Raw genomic sequence first — 25,612 nt, forward strand, 5'->3', positions numbered from 1 at the left:
TCATGTTCCGTCCCAAGCCTTTGCGGGCCGCTGCGGATTTGTCAACGCAGGCGGGTGGAATTGCCGATCATTGCGGTGGCAGAATCGTTGTGTGTCATGCTAGGTATTGCGGCATGGCACAGGTAAACCCCAATATCGGCGAAGATCACCCCGTCATCCGGCAGCTGGACGAGGCCGCGATCAATCGCATCGCGGCGGGCGAGGTGGTCGAACGCCCGGCCTCGGCGGTCAAGGAACTGGTGGAAAACGCCATCGATGCGGGCGCGTTGCGCATCGGCATCGACATCGCCGATGGCGGCAAGACCCTGATCCGGGTGACGGATGATGGCTGTGGCATGGCGCCTGACGATCTGCCGCTGGCCCTGTCGCGCCACGCGACCTCCAAGATCGACGGCTCTGACCTGCTCAATATCCACACGTTCGGATTTCGCGGCGAGGCCCTGCCGTCGCTGGGCGCGGTGGGGCGGTTGACCATCACCAGCCGGGTGGCCGGGCTGGACGCGGCAGCGATCAAGGTCTCGGGCGGTGACATGGGGGCGGTGCGGCCCGCGGCGTTGAACAAGGGCACCGTGGTTGAACTGCGCGACCTGTTCTACGCGACGCCGGCGCGGCTCAAGTTCATGCGCACCGATCGCGCCGAGTCACAGGCGATCACCGATGTGGTCAAACGGCTGGCCATGGCGGAACCATCGGTCGGGTTTACCCTGCGTGATGTTTCCGGCGATGGCGAACCGCGCGTGGTGTTCCGGGCGGATCCGGAAAGCGGCGATCTGTTTGACGCGCTGCACGGGCGTCTGGCCCGTGTCCTGGGGCGTGAATTTGCCGAGAACGCCCTGCGCATCGACGCCACCCGCGAAGATATTCGCCTGTTCGGTTATGCCGCTCTGCCGACCTATTCGCGCGGCGCGGCGGTGGCGCAATATATCTTTGTCAATGGCCGCCCGGTGCGCGACAAGATGCTGGGCGGAGCCTTGCGCGCCGCCTATTTCGATTTTCTGAGCCGCGATCGTCATCCGGTGGCGGCGCTGTTTCTTGATTGTGACCCGACGCTGGTGGACGTGAATGTGCATCCTGCAAAATCGGAAGTACGGTTCCGCGATGCCGGTCTGCCGCGCGGGTTGATCGTGTCGGCGCTGCGCCATGCGCTGGCCGAGGCGGGGCACCGGGCCTCAACCACCGTTGCCCATGCCACGTTGGGCGCGATGCGGCCCGAACCATCGGGCGCGCGGGTCTACCAGATGGACCGCCCGTCACACGCCGCACGCACCGCCGCCTATGTGGCACAGTCGCCGGGGTTTTCCGAGATGGGCAACAGCTACAGCGCCCGCGTCGTGGACGCCCCGGAAACGCCGATTGCCGAGGAAACCGCCGCCGAATCCCTGCCTCTGGGCGCGGCGCGGGGGCAGGTGCATGAAAACTATATCATCGCGCAGACCGAAACCGGCATGGTCATCGTCGATCAGCACGCGGCGCATGAGCGGCTGGTTTATGAAAAACTGAAACGCCAGATGGCCGAAAACGGCGTGGCGGCTCAGGCGCTGCTGATCCCCGAGATCGTCGAACTGACAGAGGCGGAATGCGCCCAGCTGCTCGAACTGGCACCGGATCTGGCGCGTCTGGGGCTGACCATCGAACCCTTTGGTGGCGGCTCGGTCGCGGTGCGCGAAACACCGGCGATTCTGGGCATGGTGGACGCGGTCGCGATGATCCGGGATATCGTCGATGAACTGAGCGATCTTGGCAACAGCCAGACCGTGCAGGCCCGGATCGAAGCCATCCTGTCGCGGGTCGCCTGCCATGGCTCGATCCGCTCCGGCCGCCGCATGCGTGCCGAAGAGATGAACGCCCTGCTGCGCGAAATGGAGGCAACGCCCCATTCCGGGCAGTGCAACCACGGGCGGCCAACCTATGTGGAACTCAAACTGGCCGATATCGAACGGCTGTTCGGACGGACATGATACAGATCGGCGATACCACATTGGCGATGAACGATCCCGCGCTGCTGATCGGGGGCGGGGTGATCCTGCTGATCCTGATGCTGCTGGTCCTGTCGCTGCGCGCAAGCTCACGCTCGGCCCGCAATCTTGAACCGTTGCTCCGCCAGACGGCACAGCTGGCGCAGAATGTCCAGCAACTCGGCATGGGTCAGGAACAGCTGCGCGGCGGCCTGCAACACGCATCGGAAACCCAGGCCAATGCACAGGTCCAGATGATCCAGACGGTCGAATCCCGCCTGGCGGACGTACAGCAGCACATGAACGACCGGCTGGCCGACAACATGATGCGCCAGAACCGCGCCCTGACCGAAATGCAGGAGCGGATGAAGGAAACCCTGCACGGCAGCAGCAAACAGACCGCCACGTCGCTGACCCGTTTGCAGGAACGCCTCGCCACCATCGACAAGGCACAGGACAACATCACCAAGCTCTCGGGCGACGTGCTGTCGCTGCAGGACATTCTCAGCAACAAGCAGACACGCGGGGCCTTCGGGGAAATCCAGCTCAACGACATCCTGTCCAAGGCGCTGCCCAGGGACAGCTACGATCTGCAGGCCACGCTCAGCAACGGCAAACGCGCCGACTGCCTGATCCGCCTGCCCAACCCGCCCGGCCCCATCGTGATCGACAGCAAATTCCCGCTCGAAGCCTACGAAGCCCTGCGCGCCGCCGAAACGCAGGCACAGGCAACAGAGGCGGCGCGCATGATGCGCACGTCGGTCCGTGCCCATATCAAGGCGATCTCCGACCGCTATATTCTCGACGGCGAAACCGCCGATGGCGCGCTGATGTTCCTGCCGTCCGAAGCGGTCTATGCAGAACTGCACGCGAATTTTCCGGAACTGGTGCGCGAAGGCTTTGCCGCCCGCGTCTGGATCGTCTCGCCGACCACCTGCATGGCGACGCTCAACACTATGCGCGCGATTCTCAAGGACGCCCGCATGCGCGAACAGGCGGGGGCGATCCGCAAGGAGCTGAGCCTGCTGCACAAGGATGTCGACCGGCTCGGCGACCGGGTCGGCAATCTCGACCGGCATTTCTCCCAGGCGGCCAAGGATATTTCCGAAATCAAGATCAGCGCCGACAAGGCCGGTCGCCGCGCCCAGCGGCTCGACAATTTCGATTTCGAAGAAATCGCCAACGAACCGGGCAATGTGGTCAAACTGGGCCAGCCCGAGGGCTGATACCGCCACTTCATCTTTGGGAAAATACTCCGGGGTGTCTGAGGGGCAGCGCCCCTCAGCCCTGCTTGCCGTCCCGGTGCGGCAAGAGCACCGCGTAAAGGGCCGAATTCACCGGGGCCGGCACCCCGGCCTCCCGCGCCAGCCGCCGCACCGCACCCGAGACCCAATCGATTTCCAGCGGCCGGCCCGCTTCAAGGTCGATCGCCGTCGATGCGCGCATGTCCCTGGGCAATCCCTGCACGCTGCCCCAGGTGTCTTCCTCGACGGTCGGCGGCAGGGCGACTCCGCGTGCGCGGGCCACGGCGGCGGTTTCCGCCACCACGGTGCGGAACAGTTCGGACAGGGCGGGCTGTTCCAGAACGTCGCGGATGCGGCATCGCGCGGCGGCGGTAACGCCCGACATTGCCGAGAACATCACGAATTTCAGCCAAAGCTCGCGGTCGATATCCGTCGTGTCCGGTGCCGTGGCCCCGGCAGCGTTGAACGCTGCCCGCAGGGCGTCGATACGTGCCGAGGGGCGGCTGTCGCGTTCGGCGAATGCAAAGCGGTTAAAGCTGCCCACCTGCCCGATGACACCCGGTGCGGCGATGGTGGTCGAGATATGTGCAACCCCCTTGGCAACACAGTGTTCGGGCAGGATGCCAAGCAATCTATCGGCCGCCTCTACCCCGTTCAGGAAGGGCACGACCACCGTATCCGGGCCGATCATCGGCAGGCATGCCCTGGCGGCGCTTTCCAGCGCATTGCACTTGACGCCAAAGATGACCGCATCGACCGGGCCGGCCTCTGCCGGGTCGTCGGTGGCAATCCACGGGGTTACGGTTGTGTCGCCGTCGTCGCCATCTGGCGCGCTCAGCATGAGCCCGTTGCGCCGGATCGCTTGCAGATGCGCGCCCCGCGCGATGGTGGCGACCTGATGGCCAGCCTGCGTCAGGCGCACGGCGAGAAAGCCGCCGATGCCGCCTGTAGCCATGGTTGCGATCTTCATTGCGTCCCCCCTAGCTGTTGCCGCGTTACGCTAGGGGATCGCCGTGCAAATGCCCAGACCCGGTGCTGCGACCCGTCCGCGCCATCGCAACCGTCGCGCCCTTGGGCCAATAACCGCCGGTTGTATTCAGCCCGCTTGAAAATCCCTGTGGTAAACCTAGTTAATAGACTTGAGGTTCCTCCGCGGGACTGCGCCTCGTGGACATGGCTTCAGGCACTGAAATCATACCAACAGGAGGACTATCATGACGAAACGCACCACGACCGCTCTCCTACTTGCCACGGCCGCCACCGCGTCATTGGCCATGGCACCGGCACGGGCCGGTGATTTCGCGGGGGGATATGTCGGTGTCCAGCTGGGCTATGCCTATGGTGACTTCGACCTGGGCAGCGTTGGCGACACCCTCACCGATTTTGACAGCGACAGCGTCATTGGCGGTATCTCGGGCGGCTATCTCTGGGCCGTGGGCAATGGCTGGTATCTCGGGCCGGAATTCCAATATGACTGGGCCAACATCACCATCGACAATTCCGACACCGGCGAAACGGCGGATTTCGATGGCATCGCGCGGCTGAACGTGATCGCCGGGTACGAGCTGGGCGACGGGATGCTCTATGGCAGCCTTGGCTATGCCTATACCGATGTGAGCGGCGTCGGCGATTTCTTTGACGGCAGCAGCGACGGCTATGCCATTGGTCTTGGGTATGACTGGTGGGTGAATGATACCTGGACCGTCGGGGCCGAATATCTCTATCAGAGCTTTGACGGCATCGGCTCGGGCGGCGGAGACGTGGACCTGAGCACCATCTACCTGCGCACGGCATTCCGGTTCTGATCCGGGTTACTGGCGTTGTAACTGACCTTGCGCGAAACGGCCCGCATTCTCCGGAACGCGGGCCGTTTGCCTATGCGGGCTTGGCGGCCGGAGCCGGGGCCACGCCGCCGGACAGCGGCAAAAAGCGCGCGGGTTTCGCCCGGCGCAGGCGCAGGGCATTGCTCACCACAAAGACCGACGACATCGCCATCGCCGCCGCCGCCAGTACCGGCGACAGCATCCAGCCGAACATCGGGTAAAAGACGCCCGCCGCAACCGGGATCAGCAGCACGTTATAGCCAAAGGCCCAGAACAGGTTCTGGCGGATATTACGCATGGTGCGCGACGAGATGTCGAACGCATGGGCCACCCCGGTCAGGTCGCCCGAGATCAACACCACGTCGGCGGCTTCGATGGCAATATCGGTTCCGCTGCCCACCGCGATGCCCACATCGGCCGAGGCGAGGGCAGGGGCGTCATTGATGCCGTCGCCGACAAAAGCCAGCTTGCCCATGCCCCGAAGTCGCTCAAGCGCCGCGACCTTGCCATCCGGCAGCACCCCGGCCACGACCGTGTCGATGCCCAGCTGATCGGCAATGGCCTGGGCGGTTGCCTGATTGTCACCGGAAATCATCGCGACCCCAAGGCCCATGTCGTGAAACGCCTTGATCGCCGCCGGCGTGGTCGGCTTGATCGGGTCCGCAACACCGATCACCGCCGCAACCTTGCCGTCAATGGCGGCAAACAGGGCGGTGCGCCCGTTCCGGGCCAGGGTTGAAGCGGTCTCGGCCAGGTCGCCAAGGTCGATGTGGTTTTGCGACATGAACCGGTCCGAGCCGACCTGAACAAGTTGCCCGTCAACCCGCGCCTGTGCGCCAAGGCCGGTCAGCGATTGGAAATCGCCCGCCTCGGCGCGGGGCAATCCGGCCTGATCCGCGGCGCGGGTGATGGCCTCGGCAATGGGATGTTCGGACTGGGCCTCGACCGCCGCGATCAGGCCCAGGATGCGGGTCTTGTCCTGCCCCTGGGTCGCGATCAGGTCGGTCAGGGCGGGTTGCCCCGTGGTCAGGGTGCCGGTCTTGTCAAGCGCGACGGTCTCTACCTCTTGCAGCAATTGCAGCGCGTCGCCCTTGCGAAAGAACACACCCATCTCTGCGGCGCGCCCGGTGCCCACCATGATCGAAGTCGGCGTGGCCAGCCCCATCGCGCAGGGGCAGGCGATGATCAGCACCGACACCCCCGCCACCAGCGCAAAGGACAGCGCGGGATCGGGGCCGAAGGCCAGCCAGACCAGGATTGTCGCGGTGGCGGCGGCCATCACCGCCGGCACGAACCAGGCGGTGATGCGGTCAACCAGCCCCTGAATGGGCAGCTTGGCCGCCTGTGCCTGTTCCACCATGTCGATGATCCGGGCCAACATGGTATCCGCGCCGACGCGGGTCGCGCGGAAACGGAACGCGCCGGTGCCGTTCATGGTGCCACCGATCACGGCGGCATCGGCGGATTTGGCCACCGGGATCGACTCGCCGGTGATCATGCTTTCATTGACAAAAGAGCTGCCGGTCAAAACCACGCCATCCACCGCGACGCGTTCGCCGGGGCGGACCTGTATCACGTCTCCGACGGCGATTTCCTCGATCGGCAGGTCGCGTGTCTGCTCGCCGCGCTCGATGCGGGCCACACCGCTGCGCAGCTTGATCAGCTTGCGGATCGCGTCACCGGTGCGCCCCTTGGCCCGCGCCTCGAGATACCGGCCCAGCAGGATCAGAACGACGATGACGGCGGCGGCCTCGTAATAGACATTCGCGGTGCCCGTGGGCAACAGGCCGGGTGCAAAGGTCGCGACAACCGAAAACCCATAGGCCGCGAGCGTGCCGATTGCCACCAGCGAATTCATGTCCGGGGCGCGTCGGAGCAATGCCGGAAACCCCTTGGCAAAGAACCGCAGGCCGGGGCCGAACAGGATGACAGTGGTAAGCAGGAATTGCAGGATATGGCTGTTTTGCGTGCCGATGGTGTCGGCGATCAGGCGGTGGATGCCGGGAATGAAATGCGATCCCATCTCGAGCAGGAAAACCGGCAGCGCCAGCACCGCCGCAACCAGCGTCACACGCCCCAGCCGCGCAATATCCCGGGACTTGTCCGCCGGTGCCGCATCGGGTGCCTTGGGCGTGGCGGGATAGCCGGCCTTGGTGACCGCCTCGGCGAGCCGTGCCGGCGTGGTCAGCGCCCTGTCGAAATCCACCGTGGCGGTTTCGGTGGCGAGGTTGACCGCCGCCGTGACAACGCCGGGGGCGGTTTGCAACGCCCGCTCGGCGCGCCCGACGCAGGACGCGCAGGACAGGCCGGACACCTGTAGCTGAATGGTTTGGTTCTGGGGCATGGGACTCGTTCGCGTTACGTCCCCCGAGAATAAGTGTCGCAATGTCGGATTGAAAGGTCAGCGCCGGAAAATGCGCCCCGCAAAGCGTCGCACCCGCGACGAACCGGCACTATTGCCCGAGCAGCGTTTCGATTTCGCCGGTGATCTTGCGCGACATCGGCTTGACCGATGCGCCCCACGTGGCCCTGACGCTGCCATCGGGTGCGATCAGCACCTTGTTGAAATTCCATGCGGGGGCAAAGCCGGTGGCCTCGTGCACGGCCTGGTAGAACGGGTGCGCGCCCGATCCCCTGACGCTGCTGATATCGGTCATCGGCAGGTCCAGATCATAGTTCAGCTCGCAGAAATCCCTGACCTCGGCAGCGGTCGCGAGTTCCTGGTTGAAATCGTCGGATGGCACGGCGAGCACCACGAGCCCGCGATCGCGATACTGCTCATACAGGGTCTGAAGCCCGGCATATTGCCCGGTAAACCCGCATTGCGATGCGGTGTTCACCACCAACACCGGCTGACCCCGCCAGTCTTCGAGCGACAATGTGCCCCCGTCGATGGACGCAAAGCTGCCCGTGATGCCACGTGCCAGCCCGGACTGGGCAAGGATCGCCAGCGCGACCACGAGAAGCAGCTGTTTCATGTTGTCCTCCTGTCCTGTGACCTATACGTCGCGGGTGGCGTGCCGGATCAATCCTGGCAACTCCCTAGCACGTCCGCGCGAGCGGGATGAAACAAACCTTTGATTTCCGCCGCCACAGACCAAATACTGATCCTGACACCATGGCGGAGGACCAATATGCCGACCTATTCCAAAGACCCGGACCGCATCGCCGCGCTCAGCCCCGAGGAATTCCACGTCACGCAGGAAAGCGGCACCGAGCGCCCGGGCACCGGCGCGTTGCTGCACAACAAGGAACCGGGCATTTATGTCGACATCGTGTCGGGCGAACCGCTGTTTGCATCGGCGGACAAGTACGAATCCGGTTGTGGCTGGCCCAGTTTCACCAAGCCCATCGAACCGGCGCTGATCAGCGAGATCGAGGATCGCTCGCTTGGCATGATCCGCACCGAAGTGCGCAGCGTGCATGGCGACAGCCATCTGGGCCACGTGTTTCCGGATGGCCCGCGCGACCGGGGCGGCATGCGCTATTGCATCAATTCGGCCAGCCTGCGGTTCATTCATCGCAACGACATGGAGGCCCAGGGATACGCGGCCTATCTTGACCAGGTGGAGGATTTACAATGACCGAACGCGCCGTATTGGCCGGGGGATGTTTCTGGGGGATGCAGGACCTGATCCGCAAGAAGCCCGGCGTCATGCAGACCCGCGTGGGATATACCGGCGGCGACGTGCCCAACGCGACCTATCGGGATCACGGCACACATGCCGAGGGGATCGAGATTCTGTTTGACCCGTCCCGGATCAGCTTTCGCGACTTGTTGGAGTTCTTTTTCCAGATCCACGACCCGACCACGCCCAACCAGCAAGGCAATGACCGCGGCCTGAGCTATCGGTCGGCGATCTATTATGTCGACGAAGACCAGAAGGCGACCGCGCTGGACACCATCGCCGATGTCGAGGCATCCGGCCTGTGGCCCGGCAAGGTGGTGACCGAGGTCGAACCGGTCGGCGCGTTCTGGGAGGCCGAGCCCGAGCATCAGGATTATCTCGAGCGGATACCGCACGGCTATACCTGTCACTTTGCTCGCCCGGACTGGGTGTTGCCCAAACGCGCCAAGGCGTCCTAGCCGATCGCGTCGCGGGGGCGGCCGCTGGCTTCGACGGTCAGGGTCGCCTCGACGAAAACCTCGCGGGCTTCGGCGCGCACGGTCCTGACATCCCTGGCCACGGTGATCTGGATCCCTTCGGCCCCGGCGTTGAGCGCCTCCTGGCGCGCGTCGGCCCGCAACACCGCTTCAAGCCGCTCCATGGCGTCGTCAGCGGCGGAGAAATCCTCGGGTCCGGTCTCAAGATGCACGCGAAACCGGCCCTCTGCGGGCGCGGTGACGGTGCCGGTCCGCCGCATGGTGATGCGCCCGACAACCGCCCCGATGGCATTGGCAACCCCCGCATGTTCGGGCAGGATCATCCGGCAATGCAGCCGCTCTCCCACCGCCGGGTAATAGGTCGGCGCCGAGGCCCCGAGCCCGACCACCTCCACATTCAGCGCGGCGTCCAGCGCCAGCAGGCCGCGATGCCGCCCAAGCCCCTTGTGCAACAACACGTGCCGCGCCAACTGGTCCGGCGGCAGGCCGAATACCGTCGCCTCCTCGGCAAAGGCGGTTTCCAACAGGGTGACGGCGGTCTGTTCGGTCAATTGCGCCACGATCATCCGCGCCAGGTCAGGCGCGGATGCGGCCAGGCGGTCGCCCGAACCGGTCCTGCGCCGGGCCATCAGGGTCAGCGCCTTGGCCGCCGCCTCGCCATCCCACGCGGCAAGCAGGCCCAGGACATGGCTGGCATCCGAGGGCGTCACGCCAGACACCTGCACCAGACCACGGTCAATCAACCGGCCCAATGCACCACTTTCCATGCGGCTGCGCAGGATACGCCCCAAGGGATGTACCCCCGCCCCGATCCGCTCCAGCAGCCCGGCCTCGCGCGCGGCCAGGTCGCCCCGGGCCATACCGGGCAGGGCACGCACAAAGCGGCCGTCATGTTCGCCGGGTGCCGTGCTGCGCAGCTGCGTGTCAAGGGCGGCATGCACCTCTTCGGGTGCATCCCGCGCCATCAGCGAAACCGGCACCACCCGGAGCGGCCCCAGAAACACGCCGCCCGCCAGCCCCTCGGATTGCACATGCACCTGGCTGTCGCCGCCAAGCCCGCTGGTGCGCATGGCAACTGCCTCGACCATGGTACGAAACCCGCCGGCGCGCGCGCCCTGCGGATCGATGGCAGGCCGGCCGCCCCGCAACACCGCGACATCGGTGGTCGTGCCGCCGATATCCGAGACCAGCGCATCCTGCGCCCCGGTCAGCCAGCGCGCCCCGACAATCGACGCCGCCGGACCGCTGAGAATGGTTTCGATGGGCCGCGCGCGGGCCTGTTCGGCCGACATCAATGCCCCGTCGCCACGAACCACCATCATCGGCGCATCGATGCCGAGTTCCCCAAGCACGTCCTGCGCCCGCCCGATCAGCCGGTCGATCATCCCGATCAGCCGCGCATTCAAAACCGCCGTCACCGCGCGCTTGGGTCCGTTCAGCCTGGCCGACAGGTGATGCGAGCAGGTGACCGGCGCCCCGGTCCGCTCGGCGATGCGGCGGGCGATGGCCAGCTCATGCGCCGGATTGCGGGTGGCGAACTGGGCCGCCACCGCATATCCGCTGACCGTACCGGCATGGGCATCAAGAAACGCCTCCAGCCCCGCCAGGTCAAGCGGCGCGGCCTCGCCCCCCGCGTGGTTGTGCCCGCCGCCCAGAAGCGCAACCGGGTCCCCCCTGAGCGCATCGCGCAAACCGTGCTGCTCCAGATCCGCGGGCCGAAACCCCACGAACACCAGCCCCACGCGCTCGCCCTGGCCCTCGACCAGCGCATTGGTGGCAAGCGTCGTCGACAGCGAGGCCAGCGAAACATCCCCGGGCGCGACCCCCGACTGCGCCAGCACCGCGCGAATGGCCGCGCCGATCCCAACCGCCAGATCCGCGCGCGTGGTCAGCGCCTTGGCACTGGCGATCACCTCGGTCTCGTCGCGCAGCAATACCGCATCCGTATAGGTGCCGCCCGTGTCCACCCCCAACAGCAGCGCCATCCGGGCCTCCTTCGCAAATCATCCCGTCCGGTGTAGTGGCAATCTGCGCCGCGTCCAGCTGGAATTTCTCAGCCGCGCAACCGCCGTACCGCCCATTGCGCCGCATCTGCCACCGCCGGATCGGGATCATCGGCCAACGACGCGGCCACGTCCCGCAGCGCGGTCTCGCCGGAATTACCGATGGCATATAACACGTTGCGCACGAACCGATCGCGCCCGATCCGCTTGATCGGCGACCCCGAGAACAGGCTGCGAAACCCCGCGTCATCCAGCATCGCCAATTCCGCCAGGTACGGGCTGTTCAATTCCGGACGCGCTGCATACCGCATGTCGCTGGCGGCAACGGCAAACTTGTTCCAAGGGCAGGCGGCAAGACAATCATCGCAGCCATAGATACGGTTGCCCATGCGCGCGCGCAGCTCCTCGTCCACCGGGCCGCGATGCTCGATGGTCAGGTATGAAATGCAACGGCGCGCATCCAGCTGATAGGGTGCGGGAAAGGCATCGGTCGGACAGGCCGCGAGACAGGACCGGCACGATCCGCAATGATCCCGCTCCCGCCCGTCCGGTGCCAGGTCGAGCGTCGTGAACACCGACCCCAGAAACGCCCAGTTGCCCCAGTCGCGGCTCACCAGGTTGGTATGCTTGCCCTGCCATCCCAGCCCCGCCGCCTGCCCAAGCGCCTTTTCCGGCACGGGGGCGGTGTCGACAAACACTTTCACCTCGCCGCCCGCCTCTGCAATCAGCCAGCGGGCCAGCCGCTTCAACCGCTTCTTGACCATGTCGTGATAGTCGCGATTGCGCGCATAGACCGAGATCGCCCCGCGATCCGGCATGCCCACAACCGCCATCGGGTCCGCCGCCGGAGCATAGCTCTCCGCCAGCATGATGACAGACCGCGCCTCGGGCCACAGCGCCGCCGGATCGCCGCGCCAATGCATGCGCTCGGCCATCCATCCCATCTGCCCATGATACCCGGCCTCGACAAACGCCGCGAGACGCTCTGGAACGTCCGGAACATCCCAGGGTCGGCAAACCCGACAAGACACGAACCCCTCTGAGAGGGCCTGTGCAATCACCTGGCCTTTCAGAGCCTCAGACATGCTTCATCTTTGCAAAATACTCCGGGGGAGTCGCGCATGCGACGGGGGCAGCGCCCCCTATCCGCCGGGCATTTTCAGAAATCCAGGTCGGCATAATGCGGCGGCGGACGGAAGCCGGGAACCTGGTCAACCAGGATCGAGCGAAACGCCGGGCGGGACTTGATCTTGGCATACCAATCCTTGACGACAGAGGACCGGTTCCAGTCGACATCGGAAATGTAATCCAGCGCCGACAGATGCGCGGCGGCGGCGAAATCCGCCAGGGTCATGACATCCCCCGCCAGCCAGCGGCGGTGATCCAGCAGCCAGGTCATGTAATCGAGGTGATACTTGATGGCCTTGGCCCCGGCCTTGACATTGCGGCTGTCGGGATAGCCTTGCCCCGTGACCTTCTTGTTGATGCGCTCATAGAGCAGTTTTGACGTTACCTCGTGATGAAACTTGTCGTCGAACCACCCCACCAGCCGGCGCACTTCATAGCGGTCCTCGGGTGATGTCGGCAACAGGGCCGGTTCCGGGCGGGTTTCCTCGAGATATTCACAGATCGCGGCGCTTTCGGCCATCATCCGCCCGTCCAGCTTGAGAACCGGCACCTTGGCGGCGGGATTGCGGCGCAGGAAATCCGCATCCGCCTCCCAATACCGCTCTTCAACCAGTTCGACTTCGATCTTCTTTTCGGCCAGCGACAGCCGGACCTTGCGACAAAACGGGGACAGGGGAACGTGAAAGAGGCGAGCCATGGTGATCCGGTTGGTGGGGGGTGTTTGCCATCTCAATGCCTCGCCCGGGCGGGATTTTCAATCCTTCTCGCGCGGCTTGACCGCTTCGGCGCGTCGCGGTGGCACGAATTGGCTTGCCATGCGCCCGGATGATCCCGGCGTTCCGCGGTCGCGCTATTGGAAACAGTCGGCCCGGCCATCGGCGCGGATGGTGGCGGCACCGTCGGCGATCTGCGCGGCGCGGCGGCGCAGACCGGACGAGGGCTTGCCCGCCGAGCGTGTCCTGGGCGAGGGCAGCACCGCCGCCAGCCTTGCGGATTGCGTCGCACCCAGCCCGGCCGGCTCGACGCCGAAATACCGCGCCGATGCGGCGCCGACGCCAAACACGCCTTCATCCATTTCCGCGATGTTCAGATAGACTTCGAGAATCCGCTTCTTGGACCAGATCGCTTCGACGGCGGGGGTGATTGCCGCTTCTAGCGCCTTGCGCAGCCAGCTGCGCTCCTGCCAGAGGAACACGTTCTTGACCACCTGTTGCGTGATGGTCGATCCGCCGCGTCTGCTGCCTTCGGAAATTGCCGCGCGGATCGCGGTAACGTCAAACCCCCAATGCAGGCAGAAATTGGCATCCTCCGCCGCAACCGCCGAGCGGGCCATCACCGGGGCGATCTCTTCGAGCGGCACCCAGCTTTGCCTGACCGGCTGTCCCAGCCTGCGCCCCTCGCTCCACATCGTCTGGGTGGTTGGCGGGTTCACAAAGGCAAAGAGCAGCACGAGGAGCAGAATCACCGCCACCACGAACAATGCCGCGCGCAGCAGCAGCCCGCGCAGCGCCGCCAGTGGGTGCATGCGCAATTGCGTCAGCGCCGCGCGCACCCGTCCCGGGTTCCTGCTCTTGGTCTTTTTCCTGCCCGGTGCCTTTGCCATGGGCGCAGCTATACCATTCCGGGCGCGGCGCAACAGCGCCCGCATGGCATTTGCGCGAAATTCCTGTGGACCTGTGGCAAGGGCTTCGGGTTGACAATGCCGCGCGGTGTTGTTGCATCGGGCAGCATCATTGGTGGGGGACCGAACGGCCATGGCACTGGATTACGACGCACTCGCAAGAACGATCGACGCGCTGACAAGCGGCGAAACCGACGAGATCGCCCTCATGGCAACCGTGGCCTGCGAGGTGCATCACGCGGATGATCGCTTTGACTGGACCGGTTTCTATCGCGTGGTCGCGCCGGAACTGCTCAAGATCGGTCCCTACCAGGGGGGGCATGGCTGTCTGGTCATTCCGTTTTCCCGCGGCGTCTGTGGCGCGGCGGCCCGCACGGGCGAGGTACAGCTGGTGGCGGATGTCGATGCCTTTCCGGGCCATATCGCCTGCGCGACCTCGACCCGATCGGAACTGGTGATTCCGGTTCGGGATGGCGCGGGCCGGCTGATCGGCGTTTTTGACATCGACAGCGACCGGCCCGACGCCTTTACGCAGCAGGATGCCACGGAAATGAGCCGGATTCTGGCGGCCGTATTTGCGCGGTGAGCGCAATTTGCGATCTGTCGTGAAATTTTTGTTGATTTTTTCATTCGTCCGGCGCACCGTGAAAAACACGAGGATAATTTCACGGCGGGCCGATGCTGCAATCCGATACCACTCGTCTACAGACCCTGGGTGCCGATTTGCGGGCGCTGCGCAAGGCGCGCGGCATCACGCTCGCCGATCTGGCCGAGTCGCTGGGGCGGTCGGTCGGATGGTTGTCGCAGGTCGAACGTGACCTGTCCGAACCCTCGGTCACCGATCTGCGCCATATCGCGGCGCGTCTGGACGTGCCGGTTTCGATGCTGTTCGGCCATGCGCCGGCGCCCGTCGAGGAATCGGGTTACGTGGTGCGCGCAGGGGCGCGGCGCACCATCGGTTCGGATGCGGCGGGATTGGTCGAGGAACTGCTGTCGCCCGATCTGACCGACGATTTCGAAATGGTGCATTCCACGTTCGAGCCACAGTCGCGCATCGGCGAAACCGTTATGCGCGCCACGCAAGAGGTGGGCTATGTCGTGTCGGGCAAGCTGGACCTGGTGATTTCGGGGCGCGCCTTTACGGTGAACCCCGGCGACAGTTTCCGCATCCGGGGCGAGCCGTTTGAATGGATCAACCCTTATGATGAACCCGCCGTCGTGATCTGGGTGATCGCGCCGCCGGTCTATTGACGCCATGAGTTTCCAGGCCTGGACCATATTCGCGCTGTTCTGGGTGGTTTTCGTGACCACGCCTGGCCCCAACGCGGTCAATTGCATCACCAATGGCATGAACCTGCCGTTTCGCCGCGCAATGATCGGGGTGCTGGCGATCCTCACCCAGGCGAGCCTGTTCCTGATCCTGTCGGCCCTGGGGGTCACGGCCCTGATCGCGGCCTCGCCCACCGGGTTTTTCATTGCCAAGCTGGTCGGGGCAGGGTTCCTGATCTGGCTGGGCATCCGCGGCTGGCTCCGCGCCAGGCTGCCGGTGAACGCGGACGAGCGACCTGCCCGGCGGGTTTATTTGCACGCACTGGCCATTGCCACGATCAACCCCAAAAGCGTCGCGGGCTATCTCGCCGCGTTCTCGCAATTCGTACAGCCCGACGTGCCGATCTGGCAGCAGATGATCGTGATCATGCCGACCGCGCTGACGATCACCGCACTCAGCTATACGGGATTCACCGTGCTTGGTGCAGTGCTTGGCCGGGCTGCCCTTGGGGCGGTGTTCAATGTCTGGGTGCGCCGGGTGATGGCGATTTGCTTCATTGTCTACGGCGTCTTGCTGGGCACCAGCGCCACGCCGCAAGCGGGGAGGTAACGATGCACAAGGGGTCCTGCAACTGTGGCGGTGTCGCCTTTGAAATCAGCGGGCCGATGCGCCCGCCAAGCGTCTGTCATTGCGGGCAATGCCGCAAGCAATCGGGCCATGTCTGGGCCTCGGCGGTGATGCGGCAGGCGGATCTGAAGCTTACGGCACAGGATACATTGCGCTGGTATCGCGCCAGCGACAGCGCGCGGCGCGGGTTTTGCGGAACCTGCGGGGCTTTCCTGTTCTGGCAACATAACGCCGAAGACACGATTTCCGTGGCCATGGGGGCGCTTGAGGCTCCGACCGGCCTGCACCTGTCACGGCACATATTTGTCGCCGACAAGGGCGATTACTACGACATAACCGACGATCTGCCGCAAAGCGCGCAATAGGGGAGAATACGACATGGCAGAGTTTCCGACACAGGCCCGCGTGGTCATCATCGGCGGTGGCGCGATCGGCACATCGTCGCTGTATCACCTGGCCAAGGCGGGGTGGACCGATTGCGTTCTGCTGGAAAAGAACGAGCTGACCGCCGGGTCGACCTGGCATGCGGCGGGCAACGTGCCGACCTTTTCCACCAGCTGGTCGATCATGAACATGCAGCGCTATTCGACCGAGCTTTATCGCGGGCTGGCCCAAGAGGTCGATTACCCGATGAACTACCATGTCACCGGCTCGATCCGGCTGGCGCACAGCAAGGAGCGGGTACAGGAATTCGAACGGGCCAAGGGCATGGGCCGGTATCAGGGCATGGATATCGAGATGATGTCGCCCCAGGAGGCGCGGGATATCTATCCGTTCCTCGAACTGCATGACCTGCAAGGTGTCCTGTACGATCCCAATGATGGCGACATCGACCCCAGCCAGCTGACTCAGGCGCTGGCCAAGGGGGCGCGCGACATGGGGGCCCGCATCGAACGGTTCTGCCCCGCCACCGGCGTCAGCCGCGAGAACGGCGAATGGATCGTGCATACCGACAAGGGCGACATCCGGTGCGAATACGTGGTCAACGCCGCCGGCTATTACGCCCAGAAGGTGGGCGAGTGGTTCAAACCCCATGGCGGGCGCACCGTGCCGATGATGGTGATGAGCCATCAATACATGCTGACCGACGAGATCCCCGAGATCGAGGCGTTCACCAAGGAGCATGGCAAGCTGCCGCTGCTGCGTGACGTGGACAGCTCCTATTACCTGCGGCAGGAGAAAACCGGCCTGAACCTTGGCCCCTACGAGCGCAACTGCAAGGCGCATTGGATCACGCCGGACGATCCGTTCCCCGAGGATTTCAGCTTCCAGCTCTATCCCGACGATCTGGAGCGGCTGGAATGGTATATCGAGGACGCCATGGCGCGGGTGCCGCTCCTGGGGCAGGTGGGTGTGAACAAGGTCATCAACGGCCCGATCCCCTATGCGCCGGACGGCTTGCCGCTGATCGGGCCGATGCCGGGCGTGCCCAATGCGTTCGAGGCCTGTGTGTTCACCTTTGGCATCGCGCAATCCGGTGGCGCGGGCAAGGTGCTGGCCGAATGGATCACCGAAGGGCAGACCGAATGGGACATGTGGGCCGTCGATCCGCGCCGCTATACGGATTATGCCGACAGCGATTTCTGCATCGCCAAGGGCATGGAGACCTATGGCCACGAATACGGGATGCATTTCCCGTGGAAGGCCTGGCCCGCGGGGCGCGACAAGAAGCAATCGGCATTGCACAGTCGGCTGCAAGACGCCGGCGCGGTGTTTGGGGCCTACAACGGTTGGGAACGGGCCAACTGGTTCGCACAGCAGGGCGATGATACTTCGCTTGAGACAACCGAGACCTGGGGCCGTGCCGGCCCGTGGGAGCCGCGCATCCGTGAAGAGGTCGAGGCCGTGCGCGATCACTGTGGGATGTTGCCGATCACCGGGTTTTCGCGGATCAAGGTCGAAGGGCCGGGTGCGCGCGACTATGTCGACAGCCTGACCGCCAGCCGCTTGCCTGCGCCGGGACGGGTTTCGCTGGCCTATTTCCCCGACAGCCGCGGGCGTTGCCTGACCGAAATGTCGGTGATGGTGCATTCCGAGGATGAGGTTGGCCTGATCACCGCCGCCGTGGCGCAATGGCATGACGCCGAGATCCTGTCGCGTAACGCGCCGCAAGGCATCACCGTCACCGACCATACGCACGAGGTTGAATGCCTGCTGATCACCGGCCCGAAGGCGCGCGAGATCCTCGCCCCGATTACCCAGGGGCACGATCTGTCCGCCGGTTGGTTGCGGGCGAGCTTTGAGGGGACGGTCGCGGGGCAGGAGGCCGCCCTGCTGCGGGTCAGCTTTGCAGGCGAACTGGGTTGGGAAATCCACGCCGCGCCAGATGCGATGCCGGCGATCTGGGATGCGTTGCAAGAGGCCGGGGTGAAACCCTTTGGCATGTGGGCGCTGAATTCGATGCGGATCGAGAAAGGCTACAAGGCGTGGAAAGGCGACCTTTCCACCGACTATTCCCTGCTGGAGCTGGGGCTGGATCGGTTTGTCAAACTGGACAAGCCGCAGGATTTTCCCGGCAAGGCGGCGTTGCAGGCGGAAAAACAGCAGGGCAGCGCCAAACGGTTTGTCACCCTGCTGGTCGATGCCGGCGAGGCGGACGCGCCCTATATGTCGACGCTGTGGCATGACGGGCAGGTGGTTGGCGAAACCACCTCCGGGGCCTGGGGCTATCGGGTTGATGGTTCGGTCGCGCTCGGCATGCTGCGCAGCGACCTGGCGGAGCCGGGCACGCAGGTCGAGGTCGAGATCTATGGCGAGCGTCGGTCCGCCACCGTGCAACCGGATCAACCGCTCTGGGATCCGCGGAACGAACGGCTGCGCGCATGAGCGAGATCACCCTGCTGGATGGTTCGATCGGTCAGGAACTGGTGCGGCGCAGCGGAGATCGCGCGACGCCGCTCTGGTCCACGCGGGTCATGATCGACCGGCCCGCGCTGGTCGAAGAGGTGCATCGCGGCTATTTCGACGCCGGGGCGACCGTGGCCACCACCAACACCTATGCCGTACATCGCAGCCGTCTTGAGCGGGTGGGCCTGCAGGACCAGGTTCTGTCGCTGATCGACGTGGCCCTGACCCGGGCGGAAGCGGCGCGCGCGGCCCATGGTGGCGGGCGCATCGCGGGGGCGCTTGGCCCGTTGTTGGCGACCTACCGGCCCGATCTGCAACCCGACCCCGACGAGGCGCAGGAGAAATTCGGCGAGTTGATCGGCGCGATGGAAGCACGGGTCGACCTGTTCCTGATCGAAACCGTGTCATCCTTGCTCGAGGCCGAGGGGATCCTGCGGGCGACGGCGCGTTCCGCCAAGCCCACATGGCTGGCGATGACGGTAGACGATGATGACGGCACCCGCCTGCGATCCGGCGAGCCGCTGGCCGATATCGCGCCGCTGCTCGACCGGTTTCAGCCCGAGGCCGTGCTGCTCAATTGTTCCCGCCCCGAGGCCATGACCACGGGGATGGAGATATTGGCCGGGTTCGGCCGTCCGTTCGGGGGCTATGCCAACGGGTTCACCCGGATTTCCGAGGGGTTTCTCAAGGACGCCCCCACCGTTGACGCACTTGAACAGCGGGTCGATCTCGGCCCCGGGGCCTATGCGGATCACGTCATGGGATGGGTCGATCTGGGGGCCAGCATCGTCGGCGGCTGCTGTGAAGTCGGACCGGCCCATATCGCGGAACTGGCCCGCCGCCTGCGCGCGGCCGGCCATAACATCGTCTGACCCGGAGCCGTCCGGGCGCATATCATCGAATTGGGGAACCAAGACATGACCAATCTTCCTGACAAGGCCCGCGTCGTCATCATTGGCGGCGGTGTCATTGGCTGTTCCGTCGCTTACCACCTGGCCAAGCTGGGTTGGAAAGACGTGGTGCTGCTGGAACGTAAGCAATTGACCAGCGGCACCACATGGCACGCCGCCGGGCTGATCGCGCAGTTGCGGGCCACGGCGAACATGACGCGGCTGGCCAAGTACAGCCAGGAACTTTATGGCGATCTCGAAGCCGAGACCGGCGTGGCCACCGGTTTCAAGCGGGTCGGCTCGATCACCGTCGCGCTGACCGAAGAGCGGCGCGAAGAGCTTTACCGCTCGGCGGCGATGGCGCGGGCCTTTGGCGTGGATATCGAAGAGATCAGCCCCAAGGAGGTCGGCGAGCGCTATCCGCATCTGAACCTCGATGGTGTTGTGGCCGGGGTGTATCTCGACAAGGACGGTCAGGGCGATCCGGGCAATATCGCGCTGGCACTGGCCAAGGGCGCGCGCCAGCGCGGGGCGGTGGTCGCGGAACACACAAAGGTCACCGGGGTGCGCCGCGACGGGCGGCGGATCACCGCGGTCGACTATGAAACCGCAACCGGTGCCGGGCAGATCGAATGCGACCACGTGGTGAACTGTGCCGGTATGTGGGGGCATGACGTGGGCCGGATGCTGGGTGTCAACGTGCCGCTTCAGGCCTGCGAGCATTTCTATATCGTATCCGAGCCGGTTGACGGGCTGACGCAATTGCCGGTGCTGCGGGTGCCGGATGAATGCGCGTATTACAAGGAAGACGCCGGCAAGATGATGCTGGGCGCGTTTGAACCGGTGTCAAAACCCTGGGGCCCGATTCCTGACAATTTCGAGTTTGACCAGCTGCCCGAGGATTTCGACCATTTCGAGCCGATCCTTGAAATGGCGGTGAACCGGCTGCCCTTGCTGGGCAATGCGGGCATTCACACGTTTTTCAACGGCCCGGAGAGCTTTACCCCGGACGATGCCTATCACCTGGGACAGGCACCCGAGATGGACAATGTCTGGGTCGCGGCCGGGTTCAACTCGGTTGGCATCCAGTCGGCCGGCGGCGCGGGCATGGCGCTGGCGCAGTGGATGGAGGACCGGGAAAAGCCCTTTGACCTGGGCGATGTGGACATTTCGCGGATGCAGCCCTTTCAGGGCAACAAGCGGTACCTGATGGACCGTTCGACCGAAACGCTGGGGCTGCTCTATGCCGATCACTTCCCGTATCGGCAAAAGGCAACCGCGCGCGGGGTGCGGCGCACACCTTTCCACCACCACCTTGCGCAAAATGGCGCGGTGTTTGGTGAGCTGGCCGGCTGGGAGCGGGCCAACTGGATCGCGCGGGACGGCCAGGCGCCGGAATATGACTATACATGGAAACGCCAGAATTTCTTTGACAATGTCCGCGAGGAACATCTGGCGATCCGCGAGAATGTCGGCATGTACGACATGTCCTCTTTTGGCAAAATCCGTGTCGAAGGGCGGGACGCGACCGCGTTTCTGAATCATGTCGCGGGCGGCGAATATGACGTGCCCGTGGGCAAGATCGTCTACTCGCAATTCCTCAATCCGCGCGGCGGGATCGAAGCGGACGTCACCATCACCCGGCTGTCCGAAACCGCCTATCTCGTGGTTACGCCCGCCGCGACACGGCTGGCGGACCAGACGTGGATGCAGCGCCACAAGGGCGATTTCAACGTGGTCATCACCGATGTCACCGCAGGCGAAGGCGTTCTCGCGGTAATGGGGCCGAATGCGCGCAAACTGCTGCAGGCGGTGTCTCCGGCGGATTTCTCGAACGAGGTGAACCCGTTCGGAACCGCGCAGGAGATCGAAATCGGCATGGGGCTGGCCCGTGTCCACCGCGTCACCTATGTGGGCGAACTGGGCTGGGAGGTCTATGTTTCGGCGGATATGGCCGGCCACGTTTTTGAAACCCTGCACGAGGCGGGGCAAGGCATGGGGCTCAAGCTGTGCGGGATGCACATGATGGACACCTGCCGGATCGAAAAGGGATTCCGCCATTTCGGCCATGACATCACCTGCGAGGATCATGTGCTTGAGGCGGGGCTGGGCTTTGCCGTCAAGACCGCCAAGCCCGACTTTATCGGTCGCGACGCGGTGCTGGCCAGAAAGGAAGCAGGGCTGGAGCGGCGGATGCTGCAGTTCAAACTGCGGGAAGCCGAGCCGCTATTGTATCACAACGAGCCGATCCTGCGCGATGGCGAGATCGTCGGCTACCTGTCTTCGGGGGCCTATGGGCATCACCTGGGGGCGGCGATGGGGCTGGGCTATGTGCCGTGCCGTGGAGAATCCGCGGCGGATGTGCTGGCTTCATCCTATGAGATCGACGTGGCCGGGGTGCGCGTCGCGGCGGAGGCGTCGCTCAAGCCGATCTATGATCCCAAGTCCGAGCGGGTGCGGATTTAACCGCCCCGAGTCTTTTACGGCCCGGCGTTCAGGGAACGCCGGACGGCCTCCGGCGGGGATATTTTCAGCAGGAAAAAGGCCGGATCAGGACAGGGCCTTGCGAAATTCCAGAAAGCGCGGGTCGCTCGTGACGCGGGCATTCATGGCTTCGCGCAGGGCGCTGACGCTCTTGAGGGGGCGCATGGCGACCTCGAAGGTCTGGATCAGGCCGTTCTCGTTCAGGGTGATCAGGTCGACGCCGACCGCGTCGAGATCGCCGATCCTGCATTGAAACTCGAGCGCCCAGTCCCTGTCGGCCCCCATGACGCGGCGATAGCGGAAATCGCTGAACACCTGGCCCACATGGCCGAGCACGGCGGCAACCGGCGCGCGTCCGGTCCAGGTGGCGAAATAGGTCGGCGGCATGAACCGGACGTCTTCGGCCAGAAGGTCGGCGATCAGGCTGTCGTCGCCCTTGGCAACGACCTCCTGCATGCGGGTGATGGTCGGGTGCATGGTCTTGCTCCTTGGTCTTGGTCGCTTCACCGTTGCCGATGCCCGCAGAGCGTGCAAGCCGGACGTTGCGGGAGCTTGTTCTTGGCGCACGTCGGCGATAGGCAGGCGCATGGCCGTTTCCAGTGAATACAACCCGCCCGATACCCCGCTTGAGGTGTTGCACGACGATGCGCAGCTGCTGGTGGTGAACAAGCCCGCGGGGCTGCTCAGCGTGCCGGGGAAAGGGGAACATCTTGCCGATTGCCTGTTGGCGCGGCTTCGGGCGGTGTTTCCCGAGACGCTGTTGGTGCATCGGCTGGATCGGGACACCTCCGGGGTCATGGTTTTTGCATTGACCCCGCATGCGCAGCGCCACTTGGGCCTGCAATTCGAGAAGCGCCAGACGCGCAAGACCTATGTCGCGCGGCTTGATGGCCGGCTGGAGCCCAGGACTGGCAGCGTCGATCTGCCCCTGATCGTCGATTGGGAGAACCGGCCGCGCCAGAAAGTGTGCCATGACACCGGGCGGCAGGCACAGACCGATTGGCGGGTGTTGCGCCATGACGGCGATTCCACGCGGGTGCGGTTGATGCCCCGAACCGGGCGCAGTCACCAGCTGCGGGTGCATATGCTGGCCCTGGGGCATCCGATCCTGGGGGATCCGCTCTATGCCACGGGGGCGGCGGCGGAGCATCCGCGCATGTACCTGCATTCCGAGGAATTGCGGCTCAAGCATCCGGATGGCGGAGCATCGATGAAGTTTCGCGCGCCGGCAGAGTTCTGAGCGCGGTCAGGCGGCGATTTTCAGCCAGCGATCCGGCAGGATATCGGGATTCACCAGCTTGGGATCTCCGAACCAGCGGGCCGGTCCCGCCACCCGTTTGCCGGGATTGGTGTTCAGCCATGCGCCCCACCACGAGAACGAGGAATTGCCGATGATGTTGTGGTCGCACAGGCTCATCAGGCGCATGTCTTCGAAATCGGTATCGGCACCGTTGAGATCGACCACCACCCGCGCACAGGGCAGGCGCAGGTTATCGCGCACCCATGCAGGATCGTCGGAAAAGACAAACACGGTCGGGGTTTCGGTCAGACCGTCCAGAATCCGCGCAAGGGCGGCGTCGTAATAGGCCTGATCGCACAGCGTATGCGCCCCAAGAGACAGGTAGTCGCCGCGGCGCACGTGCAGGGCGATCGCCAGCCCGTCGCCGATCCGTGCGGCCATGTCGGCGTTTTCGGGGGTGCTGAAGGGGGGAAAGGTGAAATCGCGGCGAATATCCGCCGCGATGTCGGCGAAATAGCGTTCGGTCTGCCAATAGCCATGCAGATAGCTGTTGTCGCTGAAGCTCGCGAACTCGGGGTTATAGCCCAGCCCTTTTTCCCTGCGGAAACGGGGGCTTGTCGCGCGCCAGGCCGCATAGCGCAGCGGCGCTTCGGATTTCAGCGGCGGCAGGTTCGCGGGATCAGTCAGCGGCAGTTCAAAGACCCGTGTCAGCACCCCTTCGCCGCGTGACCGCGCCAGGCGCGTATCGAGTGCCACACCGGTGCCCAGCCGCGCCGCCAGCCCGCGCGCGGCCGCGTATTGAAACATCTGGTTGCCAAGACGGCCGTGCAGTCGGGTGGTGATCATGCTCTCTGTCTAGGCAGAAATCGCGGACAGCGCCAGCGGCTTTGCCGGGCGGCGCTGTCCGTTGCCCTATGCGGGGGTCCAGCCGCTGACGGCCTTGACCTCGAGGAAATCCTCGATGCCATAGACGCCGCCCTCGCGGCCATTGCCCGATTGCTTCATGCCGCCAAAGGGCGATCCGGCGGCGCGCGCGGTGCCGTTCATCTCGACCATGCCGGCGCGCAGGGCGCGGGCCATGCGATTGGCGCGGGCGCTGTCCTGGGTCTGGACATAATCGGTCAGCCCATAGGGCGTGTCATTGGCGATTTCGATGGCTTCGTCCTCGGTGTCGAACGGGATCATCGACAGCACCGGGCCAAAGATTTCCTCGCGCGCGATGGTCATCTGGTTGGTGACGTCGGCAAATACCGTCGGTTTGACATAATAGCCCTTGTTGAACCCGTCGGGCCGTCCGGTGCCACCGGCTACCAGGCGGGCACCCTCGTCGATGCCTTTCTGGATCAGGTCCTGGATCTTGGTCCACTGGATCTCGTTCACCACGGGGCCGATATGGCGGCCCTCGTCATGGGCATTGCCGACACTGACCTTTTGCGCCACCGCGATGGCGGTTTCGACGGCCTGGTCATAGATTTCGCGCTGGACCAGCATCCGGCTGGGCGCGTTGCAGGACTGGCCGGTATTGTTCATCATGTGCAGCACACCGCGTTTCACCGCCTTGTCGTCGGCATCGGCAAAGACCACGTTGGCCCCCTTGCCGCCCAGTTCCAGATGTACCTTCTTGAGTGTGTCGGCCGCGGATTTGGAAATGGCGGTGCCGGCGCGGGTCGAGCCGGTAAAGCTTACCATGTCCACATCAGGATGCGCCGATAGCTGGCTGCCCACGCCCGCGCCATCCCCGTTCACGAGGTTGAACACACCGGCGGGGAAACCCGCCTCATCCATCATCTCGGCAAAGATCATCGCGTTGAGCGGACTTTGTTCGGACGGTTTCAGCACCATCGTGCAGCCCGCCACCGCGGCGGCCCCGACCTTGAGCGTGATCTGGTTCATCGGCCAGTTCCACGGCGTGATCAGCGCGGCAACGCCGACCGCTTCGTGAATGATCCGGTCGTTGGGCGCATGCTCGCCCAGCGGGCGGTCAAAATCAAAGGCCCTGGCGGCGGTCACGAAATTCTTGAGGTGCCAGATACCCGCGCCAACCTGCTGGCTGCGGGCCATGTCGATGGGGGCACCCATTTCGCCGCTCATCGCCTGGGCGAGGTCTTCGCCTCGGCTCTTGTAGATGCCGATCAGCTTTTCCACCAGCGCGATGCGTTCGGCGGCGGGGGTGGCCATCCATCCCGGCAACGCGGCCCTGGCAGCGGCGACCGCGGCGTCGGTGTCGGCTTGCCCACCCAGCGAGATCACCGCACAGGGCTCTTCGGTCGAAGGATCGATAACATCGAAATCCCGCGCGACCGACGGCGCGACCCATTGCCCGTTGATATAGAACTCACGTTTCTCGATCATGTTTCAGCACTCCCACTTCTGCG

23 protein-coding genes are annotated in these 25,612 nt (G+C 64.7%); 13 read left to right on the forward strand and 10 right to left on the reverse strand.

The window, feature by feature from the left end; all coding sequences use genetic code 11:
- The first annotated feature begins 113 nt into the window (after positions 1-113).
- On the forward strand, positions 114-1,958 hold the full coding sequence (gene mutL, locus ACP15R_RS15020) for a DNA mismatch repair endonuclease MutL (protein WP_424987258.1): 1,845 nt from the start codon (positions 114-116) through the stop codon (positions 1,956-1,958).
- Positions 1,955-3,181, forward strand: coding sequence for a DNA recombination protein RmuC (locus ACP15R_RS15025; RefSeq protein WP_424987259.1), 1,227 nt, complete (start codon positions 1,955-1,957; stop codon positions 3,179-3,181). Before mutL ends, ACP15R_RS15025 begins: the two co-directional genes overlap by 4 nt.
- A 55-nt stretch (positions 3,182-3,236) precedes the next feature.
- Here the strand turns inward: ACP15R_RS15025 and ACP15R_RS15030 are convergent, their stop codons facing one another.
- Complete coding sequence (locus ACP15R_RS15030; protein ID WP_424987260.1) at positions 3,237-4,169, reverse strand: ketopantoate reductase family protein; 933 nt, start codon at positions 4,167-4,169, stop codon at positions 3,237-3,239.
- Positions 4,170-4,413: 244 nt separating this feature from the next.
- Here ACP15R_RS15030 and ACP15R_RS15035 point away from each other — a divergent pair, with 244 nt between their 5' ends.
- On the forward strand, positions 4,414-5,004 hold the full coding sequence (locus tag ACP15R_RS15035) for an outer membrane protein (RefSeq protein ID WP_424987261.1): 591 nt from the start codon (positions 4,414-4,416) through the stop codon (positions 5,002-5,004).
- Between the two features lie 70 nt (positions 5,005-5,074).
- Here the strand turns inward: ACP15R_RS15035 and ACP15R_RS15040 are convergent, their stop codons facing one another.
- On the reverse strand, positions 5,075-7,366 hold the full coding sequence (locus tag ACP15R_RS15040) for a heavy metal translocating P-type ATPase (protein ID WP_424987262.1): 2,292 nt from the start codon (positions 7,364-7,366) through the stop codon (positions 5,075-5,077).
- Positions 7,367-7,475: 109 nt separating this feature from the next.
- The gene (locus ACP15R_RS15045) at positions 7,476-8,000 is read right to left on the reverse strand and encodes a glutathione peroxidase (protein WP_424987263.1); all 525 of its coding nucleotides are present in this window, start codon (positions 7,998-8,000) and stop codon (positions 7,476-7,478) included.
- Positions 8,001-8,156: 156 nt separating this feature from the next.
- Between ACP15R_RS15045 and msrB the strand changes: the two genes are divergently transcribed.
- Together msrB and msrA are read left to right on the forward strand one after the other, a co-directional pair.
- Entirely contained in the window at positions 8,157-8,606 is a 450-nt protein-coding gene (gene msrB, locus ACP15R_RS15050) for a peptide-methionine (R)-S-oxide reductase MsrB (RefSeq protein ID WP_424987264.1), read from the forward strand.
- Entirely contained in the window at positions 8,603-9,109 is a 507-nt protein-coding gene (gene msrA, locus ACP15R_RS15055; protein WP_424987265.1) for a peptide-methionine (S)-S-oxide reductase MsrA, read from the forward strand. The genes msrB and msrA overlap by 4 nt, the downstream gene beginning before the upstream one ends.
- Here the strand turns inward: msrA and ACP15R_RS15060 are convergent.
- The 4 genes from ACP15R_RS15060 to mtgA form a co-directional block, all read right to left on the reverse strand.
- A complete protein-coding gene (locus tag ACP15R_RS15060) occupies positions 9,106-11,112 on the reverse strand; it encodes a hydantoinase/oxoprolinase N-terminal domain-containing protein (protein WP_424987266.1) in 2,007 nt (668 codons plus the stop codon). The two genes, msrA and ACP15R_RS15060, sit on opposite strands and share 4 nt — an antisense overlap.
- 68 nt (positions 11,113-11,180) lie before the next feature.
- The gene (gene queG, locus ACP15R_RS15065) at positions 11,181-12,215 is read right to left on the reverse strand and encodes a tRNA epoxyqueuosine(34) reductase QueG (RefSeq protein ID WP_424987267.1); all 1,035 of its coding nucleotides are present in this window, start codon (positions 12,213-12,215) and stop codon (positions 11,181-11,183) included.
- Positions 12,216-12,289: 74 nt separating this feature from the next.
- Positions 12,290-12,955, reverse strand: a complete 666-nt coding sequence (locus tag ACP15R_RS15070; RefSeq protein WP_424987268.1) for a glutathione S-transferase family protein — start codon at positions 12,953-12,955, stop codon at positions 12,290-12,292.
- A gap of 153 nt (positions 12,956-13,108) precedes the next feature.
- Positions 13,109-13,861, reverse strand: coding sequence for a monofunctional biosynthetic peptidoglycan transglycosylase (gene mtgA / locus ACP15R_RS15075; protein WP_424987269.1), 753 nt, complete (start codon positions 13,859-13,861; stop codon positions 13,109-13,111).
- 151 nt (positions 13,862-14,012) lie between these two features.
- On the opposite strand from mtgA, the gene ACP15R_RS15080 reads away from it, so the two are divergent.
- The 7 genes from ACP15R_RS15080 to ACP15R_RS15110 all read left to right on the forward strand — a co-directional run bounded on the left by ACP15R_RS15080 (position 14,013) and on the right by ACP15R_RS15110 (position 21,979).
- Positions 14,013-14,465, forward strand: coding sequence for a GAF domain-containing protein (locus tag ACP15R_RS15080; RefSeq protein ID WP_424987270.1), 453 nt, complete (start codon positions 14,013-14,015; stop codon positions 14,463-14,465).
- A gap of 92 nt (positions 14,466-14,557) precedes the next feature.
- Positions 14,558-15,130 (forward strand): helix-turn-helix domain-containing protein, encoded by a 573-nt coding sequence (locus ACP15R_RS15085; protein ID WP_424987271.1) that lies wholly within the window; start codon positions 14,558-14,560, stop codon positions 15,128-15,130.
- A gap of 4 nt (positions 15,131-15,134) precedes the next feature.
- A complete protein-coding gene (locus ACP15R_RS15090) occupies positions 15,135-15,758 on the forward strand; it encodes a LysE family translocator (protein ID WP_424987272.1) in 624 nt (207 codons plus the stop codon).
- Positions 15,759-15,760: 2 nt separating this feature from the next.
- Positions 15,761-16,141: a GFA family protein gene (locus ACP15R_RS15095; protein ID WP_424987273.1), complete on the forward strand. Its 381-nt coding sequence runs from the start codon at positions 15,761-15,763 to the stop codon at positions 16,139-16,141.
- Positions 16,142-16,154: 13 nt separating this feature from the next.
- The gene (locus ACP15R_RS15100; RefSeq protein WP_424987274.1) at positions 16,155-18,602 is read left to right on the forward strand and encodes a GcvT family protein; all 2,448 of its coding nucleotides are present in this window, start codon (positions 16,155-16,157) and stop codon (positions 18,600-18,602) included.
- Positions 18,599-19,495: a homocysteine S-methyltransferase family protein gene (locus ACP15R_RS15105; RefSeq protein WP_424987275.1), complete on the forward strand. Its 897-nt coding sequence runs from the start codon at positions 18,599-18,601 to the stop codon at positions 19,493-19,495. The genes ACP15R_RS15100 and ACP15R_RS15105 overlap by 4 nt, the downstream gene beginning before the upstream one ends.
- A 45-nt stretch (positions 19,496-19,540) precedes the next feature.
- A complete protein-coding gene (locus ACP15R_RS15110) occupies positions 19,541-21,979 on the forward strand; it encodes a GcvT family protein (protein ID WP_424987277.1) in 2,439 nt (812 codons plus the stop codon).
- Positions 21,980-22,063: 84 nt separating this feature from the next.
- Here ACP15R_RS15110 and ACP15R_RS15115 read toward each other — a convergent pair whose 3' ends face one another.
- Positions 22,064-22,474, reverse strand: a complete 411-nt coding sequence (locus tag ACP15R_RS15115; protein WP_424987278.1) for a nuclear transport factor 2 family protein — start codon at positions 22,472-22,474, stop codon at positions 22,064-22,066.
- Positions 22,475-22,583: 109 nt separating this feature from the next.
- Between ACP15R_RS15115 and ACP15R_RS15120 the strand changes: the two genes are divergently transcribed.
- A complete protein-coding gene (locus ACP15R_RS15120) occupies positions 22,584-23,237 on the forward strand; it encodes an RluA family pseudouridine synthase (RefSeq protein ID WP_424987279.1) in 654 nt (217 codons plus the stop codon).
- A gap of 6 nt (positions 23,238-23,243) precedes the next feature.
- On the opposite strand, the gene ACP15R_RS15125 is transcribed toward ACP15R_RS15120, so the two are convergent.
- Together ACP15R_RS15125 and ACP15R_RS15130 are read right to left on the reverse strand one after the other, a co-directional pair.
- Complete coding sequence (locus tag ACP15R_RS15125; protein WP_424987280.1) at positions 23,244-24,083, reverse strand: alpha-1,2-fucosyltransferase; 840 nt, start codon at positions 24,081-24,083, stop codon at positions 23,244-23,246.
- A 66-nt stretch (positions 24,084-24,149) separates the two neighbouring features.
- Positions 24,150-25,589: an aldehyde dehydrogenase family protein gene (locus tag ACP15R_RS15130; protein ID WP_424987281.1), complete on the reverse strand. Its 1,440-nt coding sequence runs from the start codon at positions 25,587-25,589 to the stop codon at positions 24,150-24,152.
- Positions 25,590-25,612: the final 23 nt, after the last annotated feature.

It is taken from the genome of Microbulbifer sp. S227A, from assembly GCF_049800935.1.